General features: G+C 44.0%; 12 protein-coding genes and 1 pseudogene. 7 read left to right on the forward strand and 6 right to left on the reverse strand.

Translation table 11 applies throughout. The features are described 5' to 3' along the window. Window positions 1-181 precede the first annotated feature (181 nt). The 4 genes from BVU_RS14625 to BVU_RS14640 form a co-directional block, all read right to left on the reverse strand. Window positions 182-2,182: a fructose-1,6-bisphosphatase gene (locus BVU_RS14625; RefSeq protein ID WP_005844705.1), complete on the reverse strand. Its 2,001-nt coding sequence runs from the start codon at window positions 2,180-2,182 to the stop codon at window positions 182-184. Window positions 2,183-2,191: 9 nt separating this feature from the next. Next, the gene (locus BVU_RS14630) at window positions 2,192-3,853 is read right to left on the reverse strand and encodes a putative transporter (protein WP_005847874.1); all 1,662 of its coding nucleotides are present in this window, start codon (window positions 3,851-3,853) and stop codon (window positions 2,192-2,194) included. Window positions 3,854-3,929: 76 nt separating this feature from the next. Beyond that, on the reverse strand, window positions 3,930-4,727 hold the full coding sequence (gene nudC / locus BVU_RS14635) for an NAD(+) diphosphatase (RefSeq protein WP_011965803.1): 798 nt from the start codon (window positions 4,725-4,727) through the stop codon (window positions 3,930-3,932). A gap of 22 nt (window positions 4,728-4,749) precedes the next feature. Continuing rightward, window positions 4,750-6,879 carry a Tex family protein gene (locus BVU_RS14640; protein WP_011965804.1) on the reverse strand — a complete coding sequence of 710 codons (2,130 nt, stop codon included), beginning with the start codon at window positions 6,877-6,879 and terminating at the stop codon, window positions 4,750-4,752. A 174-nt stretch (window positions 6,880-7,053) separates the two neighbouring features. Here BVU_RS14640 and BVU_RS22265 point away from each other — a divergent pair, with 174 nt between their 5' ends. From BVU_RS22265 to BVU_RS14655, 3 genes and pseudogenes are all read left to right on the forward strand, one after another. Next, window positions 7,054-7,275, forward strand: coding sequence for a hypothetical protein (locus BVU_RS22265; RefSeq protein WP_041174472.1), 222 nt, complete (start codon window positions 7,054-7,056; stop codon window positions 7,273-7,275). A gap of 125 nt (window positions 7,276-7,400) precedes the next feature. Then, window positions 7,401-8,519 carry a PDDEXK nuclease domain-containing protein gene (locus tag BVU_RS14650; RefSeq protein WP_011965805.1) on the forward strand — a complete coding sequence of 373 codons (1,119 nt, stop codon included), beginning with the start codon at window positions 7,401-7,403 and terminating at the stop codon, window positions 8,517-8,519. Between the two features lie 8 nt (window positions 8,520-8,527). Then, a pseudogene (locus BVU_RS14655) lies at window positions 8,528-9,226 on the forward strand (outer membrane beta-barrel protein); the annotation flags it as partial. Between the two features lie 345 nt (window positions 9,227-9,571). Here BVU_RS14655 and BVU_RS23125 read toward each other — a convergent pair. Both BVU_RS23125 and BVU_RS14660 read right to left on the reverse strand, forming a co-directional pair. Next, the gene (locus BVU_RS23125) at window positions 9,572-9,856 is read right to left on the reverse strand and encodes a hypothetical protein (RefSeq protein ID WP_368326776.1); all 285 of its coding nucleotides are present in this window, start codon (window positions 9,854-9,856) and stop codon (window positions 9,572-9,574) included. 11 nt (window positions 9,857-9,867) lie between these two features. Beyond that, the gene (locus BVU_RS14660; protein WP_011965808.1) at window positions 9,868-10,533 is read right to left on the reverse strand and encodes an Abi family protein; all 666 of its coding nucleotides are present in this window, start codon (window positions 10,531-10,533) and stop codon (window positions 9,868-9,870) included. Window positions 10,534-11,796: 1,263 nt separating this feature from the next. On the opposite strand from BVU_RS14660, the gene BVU_RS14675 reads away from it, so the two are divergent. From BVU_RS14675 to BVU_RS14690, 4 genes are all read left to right on the forward strand, one after another. Next, window positions 11,797-14,421, forward strand: coding sequence for a glycoside hydrolase family 2 protein (locus BVU_RS14675; protein WP_011965810.1), 2,625 nt, complete (start codon window positions 11,797-11,799; stop codon window positions 14,419-14,421). A gap of 125 nt (window positions 14,422-14,546) precedes the next feature. Next, complete coding sequence (locus BVU_RS14680; RefSeq protein ID WP_011965811.1) at window positions 14,547-18,950, forward strand: hybrid sensor histidine kinase/response regulator transcription factor; 4,404 nt, start codon at window positions 14,547-14,549, stop codon at window positions 18,948-18,950. A gap of 165 nt (window positions 18,951-19,115) precedes the next feature. Next, entirely contained in the window at window positions 19,116-20,000 is an 885-nt protein-coding gene (locus BVU_RS14685) for a sugar phosphate isomerase/epimerase family protein (protein WP_011965812.1), read from the forward strand. 29 nt (window positions 20,001-20,029) lie between these two features. Continuing rightward, window positions 20,030-23,485: a SusC/RagA family TonB-linked outer membrane protein gene (locus tag BVU_RS14690; RefSeq protein ID WP_011965813.1), complete on the forward strand. Its 3,456-nt coding sequence runs from the start codon at window positions 20,030-20,032 to the stop codon at window positions 23,483-23,485. Window positions 23,486-23,500: the final 15 nt, after the last annotated feature.

Below are 23,500 nucleotides of genomic sequence, written 5' to 3' on the forward strand. Positions count from 1 at the left end.
GTCAAATCTTATTTTCGGGGGAATACCTAAAGATACAAAAAAGCCAACTAATTCGCAATACTTTGTGTATGAATTAGTTGGCTGATTTTGTAATATTTAATGAATGTCCCTTTTTATCCGCAATCATAGGGGGCAATAAACTTTCATTTATTATCCGGTAGTATGATTGCGGATAATCTGTTTATATGGATTTCTCCTTGATAAGTCCTGTCCGGTAGGCCATCAGCAATTTCTTTAAATCGTTGATCTGTGTCACCAGTTCCCGTCCTTTGTCAGTGTCCTTTACCATCATGCGTTGGGTGCTCATTTCTACTATCTGGGTGCTCGATTTGATATCCTGCCCTTCTTCAATGGCTTTTTGCATTGAGGTGAACGGTTCGTGCTGTACCAGTTGGAATCCGCGCGAATGGTATACCAGTGTATATCCGGCAATTCCGGTTTCCGAATGGTACGCTTTAGAGAATCCTCCGTCTATGACCATCATCTTGCCGTTTGCTTTTATCGGATTCTCACCTTGGATGGTTTTTACGGGTACATGCCCGTTGATGATATGGCGGTGTGTTCCTATCACGCCGAACTCGTCCAGCAGCATATCACATACTTTTTCTTCATTGCGCAGGCTGTAATAGTGACCTTTCACTTCCTTGTGCAACTCTTTCTCTTTTAAGAAGTAACGTTCAAAAGTAGCCATTTTGTCTTTGTCGAAAGCAGGGGAGTCTTTGCCACACCACAAGTACCATACATAGTCTACGGCAAAGGGTCTGTCCTCGTTGTCTTCCTCAGCGAAGAAGGCGGTACGGATCAAGTGCCCTACCTTTTCCAGCAAGGCTTTTCCTTTGTACATTTTTCCGGCTATGGACACATCTTTCAGCGTACCGTCGGCATTCAGGGGTATGGAGGCGTGGAACAGCAGATTTGAGTTGCTCACCGTGTACATACATCCGTAACGGAACAGGCAGCGGATATGTTTTTTCAATTTCTCACTGCTGACAAACGAACGATGGAGTTTGTTCATAATCTCCCGTTCTTCGTCTGTCAGCTTATAAGGATCGGCAGGATTTACCGTAGGAAGAAAGCTGTCTTTCAGTTCATATTCTTTTCCATTGGGCATTGTGATAGTCTTACGCTCAAAATCTATACGGTGTAGCAGCATACGGTCGTCCATCTCGAAATCGGGGCGGCGCCTGATAATCTCTGCTTCCAGCTTGAACTGGATAACACTGATTGCTTTGTGCATCTGGCCTATCATGCGCAGTGTCTTGGCATTGTAAGTACAGTCTTCTTTCTCTACTTTCGGTCCGAATAGGGTGCAGGGATCGTCTGCGTATGTTTCCATGGCAAAGGTGGCCAAGGGCAGAAGGTTGATGCCATATCCATCCTCCAAGGCGGCAAGGTTGCCATAACGCATGGCCAGGCGTAGCACGTTTGCCATACAGCAGTCGTTGCCGGCTGCGGCTCCCATCCATAAAATGTCATGGTTTCCCCATTGTACATCGAAATTATGATAATCGCATAATATGTCCATAATGCGGTGGGGGGCGGGACCACGGTCGAATATATCACCCAGCACATGCAGTGTGTCTATGGTGAGCCGTTGGATGAGGTTGCATAAGGCAATGATAAAGTCATCGGCGCGGCGGGTAGAAATGATGGTGCTGATGATGACGTTAATATACGCCTGCTTGTTGGGAACCATTGAGTTTTCGTGCAACAACTCCTGAATGATATACGAGAATTCTTTGGGAAGCGACTTCCGCACTTTGGAACGGGTATATTTGGAGGATACATTCTGGCATACACGTACCAGTTGGTTCAACGTGATGACATACCAGTCGTCCAAATCCGTTTCCACTGCTTTTACCAGATCCAGTTTTTGTTCCGGATAATAAATCAGCGTACATAGTTCTTTTTTTTCATTCTCGCGCAGGGTATTGCCGAATATTTCATTTACTTTTCTTTTGATGGCCCCGGAAGCATTCCGCAATACATGCTGGAATGCTTCGTACTCTCCGTGCAGGTCGGCAAGGAAATGTTCTGTACCTTTAGGCAGGTTCAGAATAGCTTCCAGGTTGATTATTTCCGTACTGGCATCGGCTATAGTGGGGAAACTATGCGACAGCAGTTGCAGGTATCGCATATCTTCCTGTATGGTTTCCGGGGTGATAGAATTATAAGCGTTCATAGCTGGAAATTATATAAAAAACATAAGTATTAATTGGGCTATAATGACCCGGCTGAACATGGACAGCGGATATACGGTGGCATAACTCACTGCCGGATTATCACCGGGTAACGTGTCATTGGCATAGTTCAATGCCATAGGGTTTGCCATGCTTCCACACAGCATGCCACAGGTGCTTCCGAAGTCGAGGTGGCTTATGCGGAGGGCCACTAATGCCATAATGACTACTGGAATAAAGGTGATGGCGAAGCCTACAGCTATCCAGATGGCTCCTTCGGGGCGCATCACTGTCTCGAAGAAATGTGCGCCTGCATCCAGTCCCAGGCAAGCCAGATAGAGGGATAACCCGATACCGCGCAGCATCAGGTTGGCACTCCGGGTGGTATAAGTGATGAGGTGGAAACGGGGGCCAAAGCATCCGATAAGAATTCCTACTACGATAGGTCCGCCTGCCAGGCCTAATTTAACGGGAGTGCTGATGCCGGGGATGGCGATAGGGATGGAGCCTAGTATCAATCCCAGTACAATACCTATAAAAATGGCGGCAAGATTAGGGTCCTTCAACGTTTTAACCGCATTGCCCAATACTTTTTCCACATTCTCTATGGCTTTGGCTTCTCCCACTACGGTCAGCCGGTCGCCCAGTTGGAGGATCAGCCCCGGTGTGGCAAGCAGTTGTACCCCGCTGCGCATCACACGGCTGATGTTGATGCCATAGCTGTTGCGCAGACGTAAAGAGCCTAGTTTTTTCCCGTTTATTTCGGGGCGGCTGATAACGATATGTTTGGAAATCAATTGGCTGTCTATGGCATTCCAGTCGATGTCTTCTTTATTCCAATCCTGGTTTTCCTGTTCGCCGAAAAGAATCGTGAGCGAGGGAGCGTCCTTTTCGGTGGTGATAACCAGCAGGCGGTCATTCTCTTTCAGTATTTTTTCTGAAGTGGGGATGCTTACCGTGCCTTCCCGCCATAAACGGGAGATAACAAATTTAGGATAGCTTAATAAAGCTACTTCTTTTATGCTTTTATTGAAAATGGCGGGATTGTGCACTTTGAAGGTGGCAATGAATGTCTGATTGGTGTCCTCGTGCTCGTGAATGTCGATATCTGAGGGACGGACAAATAATTTGCGTACCAGCAGCATGGCCAGAATAACACCTACCACTCCCAGCGGATAGGTTACGGCGCAACTTAACGCAGCGCCACTGGCGGGTTCCCCCATTTGTTTCAATGTCTGTTGGGCGGCCCCCAAAGCGGGAGTATTGGTGGTGGCTCCACAAAGGATGCCTACCATATCGCTCATCGGTATGCCTCCCAGTTTGCTGAAAAGCACCGTCATGACCGTACCTGTCAGAATAACGCCTATGCCCAGCATATTGAGCTGTACGCCGCCTTTACGGAATGAACTGAAAAAGCCGGGACCTACCTGCAAGCCAAGTTCGTATACAAAAAGCACAAGACCGAAACTCTCGGCGTAATTCAGCATATTCGGGTCGATTGAGAATCCCAGGTGTCCGGCCAGAATACCGGCAAAAAAGACGAAGGTAACTCCCAATGAAATGCCAAACAGGTGGATTTTACCTAAACCGAGCCCCACGGCAATGATAATCGAGAGGATTACAACCGCCTGTAAAGGCGTGTGTTCAAAAAATAAGCTATTTAACCATTCCATATTGCAAAGATAGTACATTTTTAAGTTCTGCAAGCGATAAATAGGTATTTATGGATGGAACATGACTCATCTCGTTCTATAAATGATTCTTTTCCTCCAGCCACGCATCAATCAGTTTTCTTGCCAGGCTCAGCTTTTTGGGTATCTCCGGCAAGTTGTCTTTGGTATAGAAAGCGCCGGCACTCAGTTCTTCTTGTTGTAGTTTGATGTTTCCGCTTTCATAATCGGCGGTGAAGCCTATCATGATTCCGCTGGGATAAGGCCACGGCTGGCTGCCGAAATATTTCAGGTTTTTGATATGGAGTCCTGTTTCTTCCAGTACCTCGCGGTGCACACATTCCTCCAAAGTTTCGCCCGGTTCAAGAAAACCGGCTACCAAACCGTTGAAGGTTCCCCGGAAGTTGCGGGCGTGGACCAGCAGTATGCTGTCTTCCCGGCGTATCAATACAATGATGGCAGGAGAGATGCGCGGATAAATTTCCTGACGACATTGGGGGCATTTTTTAGCAATAGGAGAAATCTGTACGGTAGGTACGCCGCACATGGGGCAATAGCGGCTGTTCTTGTCCCAATTCAGTATCTGGAAGGCTTTGCCACCCACATTGTACTCTTCCCAAGGCAATACGTCGTATGAACTCCGGAGATCCATCATCAGGTGGCGGTCATTTTCGCTGCCGGGCACCGGGGCATGTACGGAGAAAGTCTTGGCAGTGCGTCCCTCTATCTCTCCGATGGTGTGGATAGTGCTTCCCACCGGAACAGGCATGGGAGGCTCTGTTCCGAAAGGTATGGTGTACATTCCGTTCTTTTTCTCTATCAGCAGCTGATCCTTATAAAAAACGAACCAGCCGCAGGTTTCTATATCTTCTTCCATATTCTTTTTTACCTTGTTGCAATTATTGATTCAATCCTTTCATAGTGAGCTGGATGCGCTTGCGCTCTAGGTCTATGCTCATCACTTTCACTCGTACATGCTGATGGATGCTGACTACGGTGGTGGGGTCGCTCACAAATTTGTCGGCCAGTTGTGATACGTGCACCAGACCCTTCTCTTTGATTCCTATATCTACAAAGCAACCGAAGTTGGTAATATTGTTCACAATGCCGGGCAGTTCCATTCCTTCAGTCAAATCCTCTATGGTCTTTACATTCTTGTCAAATTCAAAAACTTGGATTTGTTGCCTTGGGTCGCGTCCCGGCTTGTCCAATTCCTGCATGATGTCTGTCAGGGTGGGAAGCCCCACTGTCGGGGTGACATACTTCTTGATATCAATCCGGCTGCGCAGTTCTTTGCTTTTTATCAGTTCGTCTACGGTGCAGTTCAGGTCTTTGGCTATTTGCTCCACTATGGGATAGCTTTCGGGATGCACGGCCGAGTTGTCCAGCGGATTCTTCGCTTGTGGGATACGCAGGAACCCTGCGCATTGCTCAAACGCTTTCGCTCCCATCCGGGGTACTTTCAATAACTCCTTGCGTGAACTGAAAGGCCCGTTCTCGGTGCGGTAATCCACAATGTTTTGAGCCAAGGCAGGACCTAGTCCCGATATATAAGTCAGCAGATGGCGGCTGGCGGTATTGAGGTTCACACCTACCAGGTTCACACAACTTTCCACTGTCTGGTCCAATGATTTCTTCAATAAAGTCTGGTCCACATCATGCTGGTATTGTCCCACTCCGATAGATTTGGCATCTATTTTCACCAGTTCGGCCAGCGGGTCCATCAACCGGCGGCCTATGGATACGGCTCCACGCACGGTCACGTCGTATTCAGGGAACTCGTCTCGGGCGGTTTTCGAGGCCGAGTAAATGGATGCTCCGTCCTCGCTTACTACAAATACTTGCAATTCACGGTCATAGCGTTGTGAAGTGATGAATTGTTCTGTCTCACGGCTGGCGGTGCCATTGCCTATGGCGATTGCCTCTATCTGATATTGTTCTACCAATTTCACGATGCTGCGGGCTGCCTGTGAGTATTCATTCTTGGGCGGATGCGGATAAATGGTTTCATTGTGCAGCAAAGAGCCTTGTGCGTCCAGACAGACTATTTTACATCCGGTACGGTAGCCGGGATCAATTCCCATGACCCGTTTCTGTCCCAAAGGAGGAGCCAGCAGAAGCTGTCTCAGGTTTCCGGCGAAGACGCGGATTGCCTCCTCGTCGGCTTTCTCCTTGCTCAAGGCTGAAAATTCGGTTTCGATGGAAGGCTTCAGAAGCCGCTTGTACGCATCACGCACTGCCTCACCTACCTGGCGGCTGCATTCATTGTTGCCACGGACATACATTTGTTCCAGCCGTCCGGCGCACTCTTCGTCATCAGGACTTATACTTACTTTCAACAGGCCTTCCGACTCTCCCCGGCGGATAGCCAGCAGACGGTGGGAGGAACAGCGTTTCAAAGGTTCGCTGAAATCGAAATAATCGCGGTATTTGGCAGCTTCTTCCTCTTTGCCTTTCACCACTTTGGAGGTGATGACAGCTTGTCGGGAAAATTGGTTGCGCAGTTGGTTGCGGGCGCGCTCGTCCTCGCTCACTTGTTCGGCTATGATGTCGCGCGCGCCTTTCAGCGCATCCTCTTCGTCTTTCACATCTCCTTTCACAAAAGCGGGGAGACGGCTGTCCAGATGGTTTTCGCGTTGCAATAACAGTAAGGTGGCAAGCGGTTCCAGTCCTTTTTGCCGTGCCGCTTCGGCGCGGGTCTTACGTTTCGGCTTATAGGGCAGATATATGTCTTCCACTTCGGTGGCATCCCAACTCTGTTCAATGCGTTTGCGCAATTCTTCTGTCAGTTTGCCCTGTTCTTCTATGGTAGAAAGAATGGTTTCTTTTCGCTTGGCCAGTTCACACAACTTGTCATTTCTGTCTTTAATTTCGCCTATTTGTACTTCGTCCAGCCCTCCGGTTGCCTCTTTCCGGTATCGGCTTATGAAAGGGATGGTAGCTCCCCCGCCCAGTAGAGATAATGTATTGTCTACTTGATGTACGGAAACCTTCAGGGCTGCGGCAATCATTTTATTGAATAGTTCCATGTCTGTTGTTTTCTTTTGGGGGCAAAGGTATAAAAAAGGTATGGGTTTTTCCGTATAATTTGAGGTTGAAAACAGTGTATCTTATCCGTTCGCTCGGTATTCTCTTGATTTTGAAATGACTGCATCGATCCAGGAAGTCATGGAAACATTGTGTTTATTGGATGACAACTTATCATGGGAAAAGAAAAATACAGGATAAATAATTATTTATGTAAAATCAGAATCACGATGAATGCAAAAGTACTTGTTTTGATATTTTTGTTAGGATTTGTTGTTGAATATCCTATATATTCTCAAGAACATAATGGTAGAACCTATACTATAAAAGGGGCTTATAACTTGGTCGAATTTATAGAAATGCTAAAAGAAAAGACCGGTTGTAAGATAACATTATGACCAACAGCAGAAAAGAGGTTTCTCAATGAGAAGATAGCCCATAATGGGTATAACTAATAATATTGTAAGAATTTGATGTACAATCGAATAAAAAGCGTAACTTTGTGGAAATATCAAAGAAGATTATGACTAAAAAAACAGATAAACAAGCAATTGATAACTTGGCAGATAATTTCAATGGTTATGCGGCACTGCTTCGTAAAATCAAGCAGCGGGTATTGGTTGCCCAACAACGAGCGATTTATGCCGCCAACGAAGAAATGCTCCGAATGTATTGGGATATTGGAGGTATGTTGCAGCAAAGTCAAGATGCAGATGGTTGGGGCAAGAAAACCTTGCAACGCTTGTCCGTGGACTTGAAGAACGATTATTCCGAAATAAAGGGTTTTTCTGTGCGCAACATGCAGTGTATGATACAGTTCTTCAACGAATACAATCAAGAACTTACGATGGTGAAAGGTGCTGATTCTTCAATTGCGCAATCAATGATTGCGCAATTAGGCGAATATAATTTTTCCTTTCCTATCAAACATCTAGGTTGGACGCATAACCTGATACTCTTACAACAAGTCAAGGATATTCGCGCACGGCATTGGTATATGGTGCAAAGTATTACATCGCATTGGAATACACGCTATCTGCAAGAAGCTATCAAACTTGATGACTATGGCAAGCATGGTGCGTTGGCAAACAATTTCACTGAAACCCTGCCTGTTCCCGAAGCAAACGATGTGAAATCAATGCTCAAAGACCCGTATATATTCGATATGCTGACCTTTACCGACCAATACAATGAGCGTGATGTAGAAATCGGTTTGGTGAAACATATAGAGAAATTCCTTGTGGAAATGGGTGCAGGTTTTGCTTTCATGGGACGACAATACCATATTGAGGTGTCAGGAGATGATTACTATATTGACATATTGATGTACAATACCTTCCTACACCGCTATTTGGTGATAGAGTTGATAGATACGGAGTTTATGCCGGAATATATCGGTAAGCTGAACTTCTATTGTTCTGCTGTGGATGACATCCTTTGCCGGGAGGGGGATAATCGAACCATAGGTTTGCTACTTTGTAAAAGCAAAGACCGTATCAAGGCTGAATATGCTTTGCGTGACATTCAGAAGCCAATAGGCATATCCGACTACGAATTAGGGCAAGCCTTGCCGAAAGATTTCCGTGGCAGTTTGCCTACGATTGAGGAAATAGAGAAAGAACTGGAATCTGATAGCCACTAAACATATACGTTACATATCTGAACGGATATTCCGAACTTCAGGGAACACCGGGATTGCGCCCTATGACAAACTATAACCTGAATGGTACGTACATACTGAAACAGAAGTATATTTTCGGTCTGTTCTACACGCATACATCCGATTACTTTGCCCAAACACCTTATCAGGCAACAGGCCGACTGGCATTGATATACAAAAATACCAACTGGAATTATATGCGTATGATAGGTGTGAATGTCATTTTGCCGCTCAGCATGGGAAACTGGTATGATGCAAGACTCACGCTTGTAGGCATGCAGGCACGGCAAAAATGCGACCGTTTTTTTGATGTACCATTTGACCGCAAAAAATGGCTGTTTATCGGCACACTTGACAACAGCTTCAAAGTAGGCAAGAACCTATCCTTTGAATTGATAGGAAACATACAGACACCTTTCATTCAGGGAACGTTGGATCTTGCCAGTTCATTTAATCTCACAGCCGGAATGAAATGGAATTTTGCCAAGGACAGATGTTCGCTTACGGCACGTTGCAGTGATATATCCAACTCCAGTATGCCGGATATGAAGGTTCACTTCAAGGAACAATATTTGGATATGGATAGCGGATACTATACCCGTACTGTATCTCTGAATTTCACATACCGTTTCGGTGGTTATAAAAAACAGAAAGTAAAAGGAGTGGATATATCACGATTTGGACACTAAAAAAAATGAAAAACAAATAGTGCAACGTAATTTGTATTAGATGCTTACTGATAATGGTTTATGCTATCAATGCTCTATTAATCAATAGTTTACTGGTGGTAAGCCGGAAATATGGTCGTAGCCTTTAAGGGTATATTCTAAGTGGTGAATATTTAACCCTTTTAGTTATTATTAACTCATCTACGGTGTCAATACGAGCGATTTATTCTTTTTTTCGGTGCAATTCGTTTCCGATATTTCACTTCTATTTGGGCTCAATGTCTAAGCCAATACAAAGGTACAATATTTTATCCGATATTGTTTGTTACTTATTGTTTTTTGGAAATAATTTTATTGTAGATATTATTACCTCCACAAAGGCTCTTGTTCCCGATTACGAGGGAAGCCCAACAAGCGAGTGTTCACTGATGGATGGCTTATCAAGAGTTGCTTGAAATCGGTAATGAATGTATTTTCAAGAACAATGGAGTTGAGCCAATACACAACACAGCATAATTGTGGATAAAGAGTTTGTTCTCGGAATGAGAAATCAGCAATCCATGTATTTGGCATACGTTCTGGCATCTTTGGTTTTACCGGAAAGACACGGTTGGACAGTCGTGAATGATGAGCACAACAATTACGAAGCACCGCAAGACACTCTAACCAGCTTCTAAAAAATTGTGATGATTCAAACCGAACTCTCTTGCGACAGCATGTTTTGCCGTGGCATTTGAAAAATTGGAATAGAGCTTAGAGAGTGTTCCCATTGAGATAACCTCCAATGTTTTCCATACAGGAGGCAGCTCTGGTTCGTTGTATTTGCGGAAATGCTCAGTAATAAAATCATCGTGTGAGCGTTCCACCTCTTTACGGATAACAGCTAAATTGGTAGTAAAACGAGCCTCATTGGTGGCAAAGTTTTCGTCCATAAACCAAAATGCTCCAAATTCAAGAGCAAAGTGCTTGATTATTTTTGTGCGAACAGCAACTTCAATCGTTTGAATGGCAGTAAAGAGCAAAGCCCTAAGTTGCTTATCAAAGGAATACAGGTCGATAATATCTGCAAAACGACAACCTTCTCTAAATTGATGCGTAGTGTGGTCAGCTTCAAAATGTCGCCAATAACCAGCAAGACGAAAATAGCTTATGATGTCAAGGGCTTTAACAGCTCGCTCAACATCATCAATAAGCAAACCTCTTTCTTTGAGAATATCAATTTGTTGTTCCGTGGTTATGGCTCGATTTGTATACCTGACTCCCATAAATAAAAATGTCCCGCTGGGTACGCTAATCTTACGGGAAGCGAGCGGGATTTGTTGGTGCAAAGGTAATTAATTATTTCTAACCTACCAAACAATAGAGCAAATATCAAACAGATATTTTTATCTTACCGCTTCTTTTTCAAATGTTTTTCCGTAATTCTGTACTCGGATTTGGGTAACCATTTCCATGCATTTGAAAATAAAGAAGCGTTATGCTACTCTTGTAAGTGCGAAGCTTGAGAAACTAAACACAAAATCAACAAGAATAGGCATGGTAGTTCCCACGTTATAGCGTGGGCTGCTTTACCATATCTGTTGATTTAGGTTTTCTCAGGACCTGCACTTTAAAATGTGGTTATTGGCAGTGTCACACTTCTTTTTTAGGAGAAAGTGTTACGACAAAAAGAAAAAAGTCAATAGATCTAGCAGTTCAATCCGGGGCAGCTAACGAAGTTGTGTCTAGATATGGATCGGCCTCAAAAGAACATTTAGTATCCTATTCTGGTGTTGACTCACAGTACATAAATGGGATTAAAATTTGGAATAAATAAATCGGGTGTCTTTCTGCAAAGAAAAAGAGTCGTTCCGATGCGTTTCCAGGGCTCACAAGGCTCAAGGCTCACTTATGCGGTATTTTAAACCTTGGTAGATGTGTAAGTATTTGCTTTACAGTCTGTTTGGTGGGACAAAACGTGCGGGTTGAATATTATTCTTTGGTCTTTGGAAAGTTCAGGATTGTCTTGACTTTGTCTGTCGTTTTATAGAATTTGTGTTTGCTTTGACCAGGCTTGTTTTTTGCCGGGTTTTATTCATAATGGCCGGATCAATGGATATGGGGCACATTCGGATTTTTCACGATGCCCGGAATGACCAAGTGATGATGTCAATAGAAGTTTCTTTTATTTATACATTTTTCTTTCCGGTAAATGTCGGATGCGTTCGTGTATGTCTGGGGCTCATTATATTATTCATTTTATTTTTCAGAATATAGTCTTGTCCCCTTCTTTTTATTGTAATTAATTAAAAATCAGCGCGTTATTAGGTTTCTTGAAGCTTGTTTTGGGCTTAAATACCGCCTAAGTGAGCCTTTGAGCCCTGAGCCTTGGAAAGCTTGGTGAAAAGACCTTGTAATTCCTTTCAAAAGACCTGTTCTTTGTATAAAAAGACCTTGACGTTTTTTTAAAAGAACCTTGTCTTTGACGCCAAACATCAGGACCTTTTTTTAAAATGTCTGGATCTTTTTCAAAAACAACAAGACCTTTTTTCAAAAGGAACGGGTACAAACGGACGGCCGGTCCGTCTCTTTTCCCAGATAGTGTAATAATTATGAAGAAACTGTTTATTTTACTTGTGTGCCTGTTGCCTGTGTTGGCACAAGCTCAAATGGAAACCTCTGTAGCCGGATTCATCCCTTTATCCGGTAGCGGAAGAATAGTATATAATTTCAATCCCGGATGGCGCTTTCATCGTGGAGACATAAAAGGCGCGGAAGCCGTACGTTTTGATGATACATCCTGGCAGGTAGTGTCTGTTCCGCATACTGTGGAACTGATGCCTGCCGAGGCAAGCGGTTGCCGTAACTATCAGGGTGTGGCATGGTACCGGAAACATTTTGTGATTCCTCAAGATATGAAAGGAAAAGAGGTGTCGCTTCATTTTGAGGGAGCTATGGGAAAACAGGTGATTTATTTAAATGGCAAGAGGGTGCAAGAGCACTTGGGAGGATACCTTCCTTTCACTGTGCAACTGACGGAACAGGGGGTACAGCCCGGAGACAGTTGCTTGCTGGCAGTGATGACGGATAATAGTGATGATAAGAATTTTCCTCCGGGAAAACGTCAATATACCTTGGATTTCGCTTATCATGGAGGAATTTACCGGGATGTGTGGATGATAGGAAAATCAAGTGTAGCTATTACAGATGCCTTGGAGGCCGATAAGGTGGCCGGAGGTGGAGTTTTTGTGCATTTTGACAATATAAGCGGGAAAAAAGCGGAAGTGTATGTGGATACGGAAGTGCATAACAGTGGAAAGCAGACGCGTACCGTAGCCGTGGAGACGGTTTTGGCGGATGCCGGCGATGTTCCCGTAAAACGGGTTTCGCAACAGGTGAAGCTGCAAGCAGGGGAATCGAAGACGGTGCGGCAACGGTTTGCAGTTCGCAATCCTAAGTTATGGTCTCCTGACTCGCCTTATTTGTATAGGATACAATCTCGTGTCAAAGCCGGACATGAAGTGTTGGATGGGGGAGTGACACGTGTGGGGATCCGCAAAGCGGAATTTAAAGGTAAGGATGGCTTTTGGTTGAATGGCAAGCCTTTTGGTCAATTGGTCGGCGCGAACCGTCATCAGGATTTTGCATACGTGGGTAATGCGCTGCCCAACAGCCAGCAATGGAGGGATGCCAAACGCTTGCGTGATGCAGGATGTACCATTATCCGTGTAGCTCATTATCCGCAAGATCCGGCATTCATGGATGCTTGCGACGAAATGGGGCTGTTTGTTATTGTGGCTACTCCGGGATGGCAATATTGGAATAAAAATCCGGAGTTCGCAAAGCTGGTACATCGGAATACCCGTGAGATGATACGCCGGGACCGCAATCATCCCAGTGTGCTGATGTGGGAGCCTATTTTGAATGAAACGCCTTATCCGCGCGATTTCGCACTGGAGGCGTTACGGATTACACGGGAGGAGTTTCCTTATCCCGGACGTCCTGTAGCGGCAGCCGATGTTCATTCGAAAGGAGTGGCGGAAAACTATGATGTGGTGTACGGATGGCCGGGAGATGATGAGAAGGCAGACCGTCCGGAACAATGTATTTTTACTCGTGAGTTTGGCGAGAATGTGGATGACTGGTATGCACATAATAATAATAACCGTGCCAGCCGTAGCTGGGGGGAACGCCCGTTGCTGGTGCAGGCGTTGTCATTATCAAAGAGTTATGATGAAATGTACCGCACTACAGGGCAGTTTGTCGGTGGGGCGCAATGGCATCCTTTTGACCATCAGCGGGGGTATCATCCCGATCCGTATTTCGGGGGCATTTATGATGCGTTCCGTCAGCCTAAATACGCTTATTATGCTTTTCGCAGCCAGTCTGCCGCGACATTGAAGCATCCTGTGGCGGAATGTGGGCCTATGGTGTTTATCGCCCATGAGATGTCTCCTTTCTCGGATGCCGATGTGGTGGTGTTCAGTAATTGTGACTCGGTTCGTCTCTCTGTCTATGACGGTACTGAGAGCCGGACGCTTCCGGTTGTTCATGCGCAGGGACACATGCCTAATGCCCCGGTGATATTCAAGGATGTATGGGATTTCTGGGAAGCACGCGAGTATAGTTATAAGCAAAAAAACTGGCAGAAAGTAAATATGGTGGCAGAAGGAATTATAGACGGTAAAGTGGTTTGCACCTATAAGCGGATGCCGTCACGCCGCAGCACGAAGTTGCGTATGTATGTGGATACGGAAGGAAAGCAATTGGTGGCAGACGGTTCGGATTTTATCGTAGTGGTGGCCGAAGTGACGGATGATAGCGGTAATGTGCGCCGTCTGGCAAAAGAAAATATCGTATTTACTGTAGAAGGTGAAGGACGAATTATAGGGGATGCCTCTATCAATGCCAATCCGCGCACGGTGGAGTTTGGCTCTGCTCCCGTATTGATCCGTTCTACCCGCAAGCCCGGCAAAATAAAGGTGAAGGCCCATGTGCAGTTTGAAGGAACGAATGCACCGGTTGCTACGGAAATAGAATTAGAAAGTATTCCGTCAGAACTGCCTTTCTGTTATACGGAGGAGGAGACGGATGCCCAATCAGCCGGAGCAGGACTGGCCGGAAGCCCTGTTAGAACAGAAAGAATGGCGGGGAAAGTTGTGCTGACAGAAGAGGAAAGGCAAAAAGTATTGATGGAGGTGGAGAGACAGCAAACTGAATTCGGTACGGAGAAGTAATATAGATAGAACGCGGACTTATCTCGTTCCAATCTAACCAATAATTGGTATTTAACTAATTTCAATTTAAGTACCAACGGATTTTTTCTTATCTTTGATCTCGGTTTGAAGAAAACTAAATACTTATGAAGAAATATATACTTATTATACTTTGTTGCCTGACAAGCTTTCCTCTGTGGTCATATAATGTGAATATGATTGTGGAACATTATTCTGTAGATCAAGGGCTTCCTAATAATACGGTAAACTGTACCTTGAAAGACAGAGATGGCTTTATCTGGTTCGGAACCTGGTATGGCTTATGTTGTTTCGATGGAGTGAAGTTTAAAACATTCAATAAACAGGAGCACGATTCGGATGTGCCGCCACGTAAGATCCAGCGCATAGTCGAGGATAAAAACGGGTATATATGGGTAAAGACCATTGACCGTAAGTTGTATGTCTTCAATAAAGTGACCGAATGTTTTCATGCTGTTTATGATGACATGAAGAACTATTCGGAGAATATTCAGGTGATAAAATTACAAAATACGGCCGAGGGGGATGTGTTGTTGCTGACCAAAGATAAAAATCTGTTGTTGGCCGGGGTAGATGAAAAGGGGCAGGTAACTATCAAGATTCTGTTCGACTCTCGGGACGAGATAAACAAGCATGATTATACACTGAAACACCATGTCCTGTGCGAAACGGAGGAATATATCAGTTGGATAGGAACTGATTATAAGGTGTCTGCCGTGCATAAAGGAGCGGAATTGGCATCCCGGCCTGCCGATTTCATAACCAGTAAGATTAATTCCGGTGACAAGGATAGTTTTACCAGTTTCTTTGAGGATGGCAGGAAGGTATGGGTCGGAGATCGTGCGGGTATTTTTTACAGTATCGATGTAAGGACCGGTTTGGTAAACCGGTATGTACTTTCCGAAATAAAAGGTGCGATCAGCAATTTGCTGGTTACTCCGGCAGGTTATGTCTATCTCAGTGTGGCCGGACAAGGTACATACGAATATGATTTGGCCGAGCGCAGGTTGCAAAAGATAAATACTGAAATGAATGACGCTATGGTTACTCATGCATTCATAGACCAGTATGATAAAATATGGTTTCACGAAAATGAGAAGGCGCTGATTTATTATGATCCGTTGAACCATACCGCAAAACGGTTTCCGTTTACCATGTTCGGCAAGATAACCACCCTGTATTCGGAAGATGCCGGCGAAAGAGGGCTTTTTTTCCTGTCTCCGGCAGGAGAGGCCTGGTTGTTCGACAGGGAACATGTGGAGATGGTTTATATTAATAAATTGAAACAACTTTCTAATGATAGGGCAAATCAGCAGTTTTATCATCTGATGTTGGATAATGACGGGGTATTGTGGCTTTCCTCTGCCGATGAAGGGGTGTATTGCATGAATTTCCCCAAGAAGCAATTCAATCTGCTTTCGTTGTCTCCGCAATCAGCCGGTCGGGAAAATTATGCGACAGGGGTAAGAGCCCTTTTCCAATCAAAAAGTGGCGATATCTGGGTGGGCACCCGTTGGCAGAGTGTTTATCGGATGGACCGGAACGGTGTAACCAAACATGTTTTTTCGACAGGTGACGAGCATATAGGTAATGTATATCACATCATGGAAGACGACAAGGGAAACCTTTGGTTCTCTACCAAAGGCGACGGATTGGTGAAAGCTGTTCCTGATGAGAAAGCTGCAGGTGGTTTCCGTTTTAAACGCTATCTGCATAATTTGTCTGATTTGTCGTCGATCAGCGGGAATGATGTGTATTTCACTTATCAGGATGAAAAGAAAGGTATCTGGGTGGGTACTTTGGACGGAGGATTGAATCTGCTTTGTGAGGAAAATGGGGAAGTCACTTTTAAGAATAAATATAACGGATTCAAGAACTATCCTACGTATGGCCTTTATATGGAAGTGAGAAATATGATAGAGGATAATGACGGGCGTATGTGGGTAGGTACGATGGACGGGCTGATGTCTTTTAAAAACAACTTTGCCTCAGTGGAGCAGATTGATTTTGAAACCTATCGTGGTTCCAACCGGGTAAATTATGCCGATAGCGATGTGTACGCGCTTTATAAAGACGAGTTCTCTCAGATATGGGTATGTGTGTTTGGTGGAGGATTGAGCAAATTGTCGGGATACGATGAGGAAACGCATAAGCTTTCATTTAAATCGTATGGCTGGGAAGACGGATTGAATAATGATGTGGTGATGTCTATTATAGAAGATGATAACGGTTTTCTTTGGCTTGCTACAGAAAAAGGACTCTCTTGTTTTGACAGAGCGACAAGCCAGGTGCGTAACTATGACAAATATGATGGCTTTCCTCCGGTTGTGATGGAAGAAAACACCGCACTGAAAACGCTGGACGGAGAACTTTGGCTGGGGTGTAAAGAGGGTATCTTGACCTTTTCTCCCGATAAGCTGGAAACGCAAAGATTTGATTATAATACATTTATTGTAGGATGTCAGATATCAAACCGGGATATACGCAGCTATACGGACCATCCCATTATTGACCGGTCCATTACCTATACAGACAGGATTACATTGAATCATAACCAGTCCATGTTTACTTTAGAGTTTGCGGCGTTGAACTATAATAATCAGAACCGTGTGTCTTACAAATATATTTTGGAAGGATATGAAAAAGAATGGCACTATAACGGGAAGAACCGTATAGCATCCTATACCAATGTTCCTCCCGGCAAGTATCTTTTCAGAGTACAGACACTGGATGAGGCAAATCCCGGTTTGGAGTCTTTCCGTGAGTTGACCGTTGTCATTCTGCCGCCTTGGTGGGCCAGTTGGTGGGCGTATGTTATCTATATGATTATAGCCGTAGCCTTATTGCTGGTGGCTATAAAATTATCTCTTTTCATGATTAAGGTGAAGAATGATGTGTATATCGAACAAAAATTGTCCGAATTGAAAATCAAGTTCTTTACCAATATCTCGCATGAGTTGCGTACTCCGCTGACTCTGATCCAAGGGCCTATTCAGGAACTGAGAGAAAAGGAGAAACTATCTCAGAAAGGAATGCAATATGTGGATCTGATGGAAAAGAATACCAAACAGATGCTGCAACTGGTCAATCAGATATTGGATTTCCGTAAAATACAGAACGGCAAGATGCGTCTGCATGTGTCGTTGTTCAACCTGAATGAGATGGTAGACTCTTTTGAGAAAGAATTCAGGGTGATGGCCGAAGAAAATGAAGTCAGCTTCACGTTCCAGCTGGCCGGTGAGGATATCATGGTATGGGCGGATAAGGAGAAAGTGGCTATCGTGATCCGCAACATCATCTCCAATGCGTTCAAGTTCACTCCTGCCGGGGGAAATATTTATGTCACGATGGGAGTGTCGGATGATGACAGGCATTGTTATGTACGGGTGGAAGATAGCGGTGTGGGGATTCCCCAAAGCAAGCTTTCCGAAATCTTCGAGCGTTTCTCGCAGGCTGACAATGCACGTGGCGCTTATTATCAGGGAACGGGCATCGGATTGGCTTTGTCTAAGGAAATTATCAGTCTGCATCATGGGGAAATCTATGCAGAGAGTCCTGAAGGGAAGGGAGCGGTCTTTACCATTGAATTGCAACTGGGTAAGGAGCATTACAAACCGTCGGAAGTCGATTTCTATATGGGCGGGGAAACGGTGAGTGTTCCTGAGGCTGAATCTGTTTCTGCCTCTGCCGGCAAGGAAAGCGAGGAGGAGAAAGAACAGCCTGTCGATTCGTCTTTGCCTACCGTGCTGATTGTAGAAGATAATAAGGATTTATGCAATATGTTGAAGCTGCAATTGGAAGATAAATTCAATATTTATATGGCCAATGATGGTGTGGAGGGGCTGAAGAAAGTACATCTTTATCATCCCGACATGGTAGTCACCGACCAGATGATGCCGAATATGGATGGAATAGAGATGTTGCAACGCATCCGTAAAGATTTCCAGATCAGTCATATTCCGGTGATTATCCTGACGGCGAAAGGTAATGATGAAGCGAAGACCAAAGCGATAAGCATGGGAGCGAATGCCTATATCATCAAACCTTTCAGCAAAGACTATCTGGTAGCACGTATCGAACAGTTGCTGAATGAACGTAAATTGTTCCGTGAACGTGTATGGCAGCAGCCCGAAGAACATAAGGAGGAACAGGATACATACGAACAGTTCCTGGTGAAGAAAGATGTGCAGTTCATTGAAAAGATTCATCAGGTTATAGAAGAGAATCTGGATAATAGTGATTTTAATATAGATACTATAGCATCGACTATCGGGCTGAGCCGCTCGGCTTTCTTTAAGAAGTTAAAGAGCCTGACCGGGTTTGCTCCGGTGGATTTAGTGAAAGAGATTCGTCTGAATAAATCAATAGAGTTGATTAAAAACTCGGATATGAGTATTTCAGAAATAGCTTTTGCCGTGGGCTTCAAGGATTCCGGTTATTTCAGTAAATGTTTTCGTAAGAAATATGATCAGACTCCGAGGGAATATATGAATGAATGGCGTAAAGGTTGATTTCTTGACCTTATAAAGCAGGAATCCCGTAAACAGATGTAGGCGAGCGTCGTGTTTGCGGGATTGTCTTATTTGTTTGCTAAGTTATTTTTGGACTTTATTAAGATTTAGTGATTACATACTTTTTTGTGATTCGTCTTAATTCTAAACAATAACTAGATTACGATGAATGTGAAAAAAATTATCAGTTTAATCATGCTCCTGTTTATGTTACTGCCTTTGGGAGCACAGAATTCAGAGGGAAAACAACGCTATAAAATAGCTGCGTGTGACTGGATGATGCTAAAGCGTCAGAAGATCGGTTCTTTTCAATTGATGAAGGAACTAGGAGGTGATGGCATAGAAATGGACATGGGAGGCTTGGGAAAACGGGATACTTTTGATAATAAGTTCCACCAGCCCCATTTCTGTAAATTATTTAAAGAAACAGCACAGGAACAGCATATTGAAGTCCCTTCTGTGGCGATGTCCGGATTCTTTGGACAATCTTTCTTGACTCATCATAATTATAAAGCTTTAGTGCAGGATTGTTTGAATACGATGAAGGTGATGGGGGCCCAAGTAGCTTTCCTTCCATTAGGCGGCATAAAAGAGGACTGGACAGTAGCGGGTGATGCACGTCAGGAGTTGGTAAGCCGTTTGCACGAAGTGGGAGAAATGGCAGTGAAAGATGGAGTAGTGATAGGTATCCGTACTCCTTTGGACGCCGGAGGGGATATAAAACTGTTGAAAGAAATTAATTCGAAAGGTATAAAGATTTATTATAGTTTTCAAAATGCGTTGGAAAATGGACGCGACCTCTGTAAAGAGTTGAAAAAATTGGGAAAGGATCGGATTTGTCAGATACATTGTACGGATACAGACGGGGTTACTCTTCCTTATAATACCCGTCTGGATATGAATGCCGTAAAGCATACCCTTGATAAGATGGGGTGGAGCGGATGGCTGGTCATTGAACGGTCACGGAATAAGGATGAAGTCCGGAATGTAAAGAAAAACTTCGGGACGAATGTCGCTTATCTGAAACAGATATTTCAACAAGAAAAATAAGATAATATTTTAATTTTAAAAATGATTCTATGAAGAAAGAAAATGCATTTCTTCAGAAGCTGGACAAGATTGGCAACTTGACACAAGTGGTCTGTCTCAGTCTGTTTCTGACAGGAGTTTCTGTTCAGGGAGTATCCGCTGAGACAGGATTTCCTATATCCCAGTCGGTGCAACAGACTAAAACTGTCACCGGACAGGTGGTTGATGAAACTGGTGAACCGGTGATTGGTGCCAGTGTGATGGTGGAAGGAACTACAAACGGTACCATTACTGATTTTGACGGAAGATTTGCTTTGCAAGTCCCTTCGGGCAAGAAGGTTGTCATTTCATTTGTGGGGTATGTGCCGCAAACGATTGCTCCGAAACAAGGAAAAGACTTTAGAGTGGTGCTGAAGGAAGATTCCAAAATGCTGGACGAAGTGGTTGTAGTCGGTTACGGTACTCAGAAAGCAAAAGATGTGACAGGATCTATCGGGGTTATTACTCCTTCGGAAATTTCAGATTTGCCGGTGTCGAATTTGGGTGCTGCGCTAGCGGGACAGATACCTGGTTTGAGTATCAGTGGTGGTGACAGCCGTCCGGGTGAAGGGGCAACTATGTCTATTCGTCAATCTTTCTCGTATTCTAAAGATGGTGGTAGTACTAATCCGATGGTCATAATCGATGATGTGATTCAGATAGATGCCAACAGCGGTCTTCCGACATTAGAAACTTTCAATGCCCTTGATCCTTCTGAAATTGAAAGTATTTCAGTCCTTCGTGATGCCAGTGCTGCCATTTACGGTTCCCGTGCTTCGCAAGGTGCTATTATTGTAAAGACCAAACGAGGTAAATCAGGAGCTCCCAAAATCAATTATTCAGGTAAATTCGGATTTAATGATGCAGTGGGACATCCTAAAACCTTAAAAGGAGCAGCTTATGGACGTTTTGCCAATTCCTTTAATTTGGCCAATAATAAGATAAGTATGGATCCGGATGGAAACTGGATGAATAAAATTTATAATGAAGCGGAACTGGCCGAGATGGATGGCTTGAATTACAATTGGCTGGATGAAGCCTGGTCCGGCGCTTTTACAATGAACCATTCGGTCAATGTAAGTGGCGGTAGCGAGAAAGCTACTTATTTTGCGGGTGCTTCTTACTATACTCAGGGGGCGAATCTTGGAAAACAGGATTATAATAGATGGAACTTCCGTGCAGGTGTGGATATCAAATTGACTTCCGATTTGAAATTTTCTGCAACCATAGCGGGTAACCAGCAGGAAACCACATCGAGTTTTACCAAAGGTTTAAGCAATTTGAACGGTTATGGGGGAACTAAGCCCGGTGAATCCGGTGATTATTTGGTTCTTGCTCATATGCCGAATTATTTGCCATGGGAGATAACATTGGATGATGGTAATACCTATTATACATCTCCTTTGTTGAATAGTTACTCGAGTGCGGGTAATGCAACATCGGGCAATAAAATGAGTACATGGAATTATTTTGCTATGGAGAATAATGACGGTTCTTATTCCACGAATGATAATTTCAGTTATGATGCCAACTTCTCCGTCACTTATGCCGTTCCGTTTATCAAAGGTCTTTCATTCAAGGGAAGCTATGCGTTGAAGCGTAGTGCCAGTGATAGTGAGCAGGCATTTATGCCATTTACGTTGGCTTATCTGAAAGCAAGCGATGCATTGACACCCGGAAATCGTTTTTATAGCGATCATCCGTCTGTTTCCGATTATCAATTAAAAGAATTTACGGGAAGCACTCGTGTGGTATATTCAGACCAGATGGCTAAAAACGAGCAATTGAACTTCTATGTGAATTATGAAGGAAAGTTTGGCAAGCATAGCATTGCCGCCATGGCTGCAGTGGAAAAAATGCAGGCTTATATGCATTCCAAGCGGATGTTGTTTAATAACCCTGACCCGGATGGTTATTTGGGTACTTCGCCAAGTGCGGGAGCGATGGATACAGGTAATTCTATTACATATAAATACAAACAGGGTTCTTTGTCTTATTTAGGTCGTGTAAGCTATAATTATGCCGATAAGTATTTGTTCCAATTCCTATTCCGTAGCGATGCTTCCACTAAATTTGCTCCGGCCAATTATTGGGGCTTCTTCCCGGGTGTTTCCGTGGGGTGGGTAGCTTCGGAAGAAGAATTTATGAAGAAGTTGCTGCCGTCATGGTTTGAATACATGAAAGTACGTTTCTCATGGGGACGTACCGGTAAAGATAATATCAAAGCATGGGGATGGAAGCAACTCTATTCATTGGATCCTAGTAGAGGATATGGATTCGGTTCTAACGGTGGTATCCTGCAAACGGGTATCAAGCCGGGAGCGACTCCTAATCCTGATGCGCATTGGGATAATACCGATAAATTTAATCTTGGTTTTGATTTGCGTTTCCTCAATAACCGTTTAAGTGCGACTGTGGATGTGTACTATGATATAAACTCTGACATCTTGAATCAGAATATCGGTGGTATCATAGGTACTCCTATTTTTGCAGGAGGTGCTTTGACAGAAGTGAACTTTGGGCGTATTGATGCTTTTGGTAGTGAATTCTCTTTGAATTGGCGCGATAAAATAGATCAGGTGAAATATAATATCGGAGTGAATTTTGGATTTAATGGCAACAGGGTAAGAGAATGGCCCCAGTCTGCTCCGAGTTATATACAGGAAAATTCTGTAAGAGAGGGTGCTTCTACTATATTCCCTACATACGGGTATAAAGTATGGAGAGGTACAAGTTCCGGAGATGGTATTTTACGGAACAGTGATGATATTGAGAATTATTGGAACTATTTATCGGCCAATGCAGAAGCCGCAGGCACTTCTCCGGAATATTTGGGCGTAAAAGATGCCAGTCAGTTAAAACCGGGTATGTTGGCTTATCAGGATTTGGGTGGCGTATTGAATGAGGATGGTACGCAGTCGGGGCCCGACGGACGTATTGCCAAGACCCAGGATTATGCCAAACTGAATAAGAGTGGAAAGACATATGGTTTTACCACCAAACTGGGGGCGGAATGGAAAGGTATCAGCTTTAATATGATGATTGCCACTTCATGGGGTGGTTATCGCCAGATTGACGTCAATAAAATCACAACATCCAGTGGGGATATGCTTTGGACACCGGACTCATTCTGGGAAGATATGTTTGATGAAAGAAATAATACGACGGGGAAATATCCTAATTTAGGTTTAGACAACAGAATATCAGGATCAGTAATTGCACCGTCTGATTTTTGGTCTATCAGTACGTTCCGTTGCTATATCCGTAACTTAAGTATCGGTTATACGCTGCCTAAGGCATGGTTGTCACCTTTAAAGATCCAGTCGGCTAAATTAAGTCTGACAGGTAATAATCTATGGGATTTCTATAACCCGTATCCCGATCATTATCGTAATATGTATTGTGGAACAACTTCATTGTATCCTACATTGAGAACGTGGTCGTTGGGAGTAAATGTATCATTCTAAAATTAAAAAGAATCA

The organism is Phocaeicola vulgatus ATCC 8482 (assembly GCF_000012825.1).
GTDB lineage: Bacteria > Bacteroidota > Bacteroidia > Bacteroidales > Bacteroidaceae > Phocaeicola > Phocaeicola vulgatus.

Excerpts from the sequence above, each read along its gene's own strand:
- BVU_RS14675 (WP_011965810.1), top strand. The coding sequence starts at position 11,797 with ATGAAGAAACTGTTTATTTTACTTGTGTGCCTGTTGCCTGTGTTGGCA.
- BVU_RS22265 (WP_041174472.1), top strand. The coding sequence starts at position 7,054 with ATGGGAAAAGAAAAATACAGGATAAATAATTATTTATGTAAAATCAGA.
- BVU_RS14685 (WP_011965812.1), top strand. The coding sequence starts at position 19,116 with ATGAATGTGAAAAAAATTATCAGTTTAATCATGCTCCTGTTTATGTTA.
- BVU_RS14625 (WP_005844705.1), bottom strand. The coding sequence starts at position 2,182 with ATGAACGCTTATAATTCTATCACCCCGGAAACCATACAGGAAGATATG.
- nudC (WP_011965803.1), bottom strand. The coding sequence starts at position 4,727 with ATGGAAGAAGATATAGAAACCTGCGGCTGGTTCGTTTTTTATAAGGAT.
- BVU_RS14690 (WP_011965813.1), top strand. The coding sequence starts at position 20,030 with ATGAAGAAAGAAAATGCATTTCTTCAGAAGCTGGACAAGATTGGCAAC.
- BVU_RS14650 (WP_011965805.1), top strand. The coding sequence starts at position 7,401 with ATGACTAAAAAAACAGATAAACAAGCAATTGATAACTTGGCAGATAAT.
- BVU_RS14680 (WP_011965811.1), top strand. The coding sequence starts at position 14,547 with ATGAAGAAATATATACTTATTATACTTTGTTGCCTGACAAGCTTTCCT.
- BVU_RS14640 (WP_011965804.1), bottom strand. The coding sequence starts at position 6,879 with ATGGAACTATTCAATAAAATGATTGCCGCAGCCCTGAAGGTTTCCGTA.
- BVU_RS14630 (WP_005847874.1), bottom strand. The coding sequence starts at position 3,853 with ATGGAATGGTTAAATAGCTTATTTTTTGAACACACGCCTTTACAGGCG.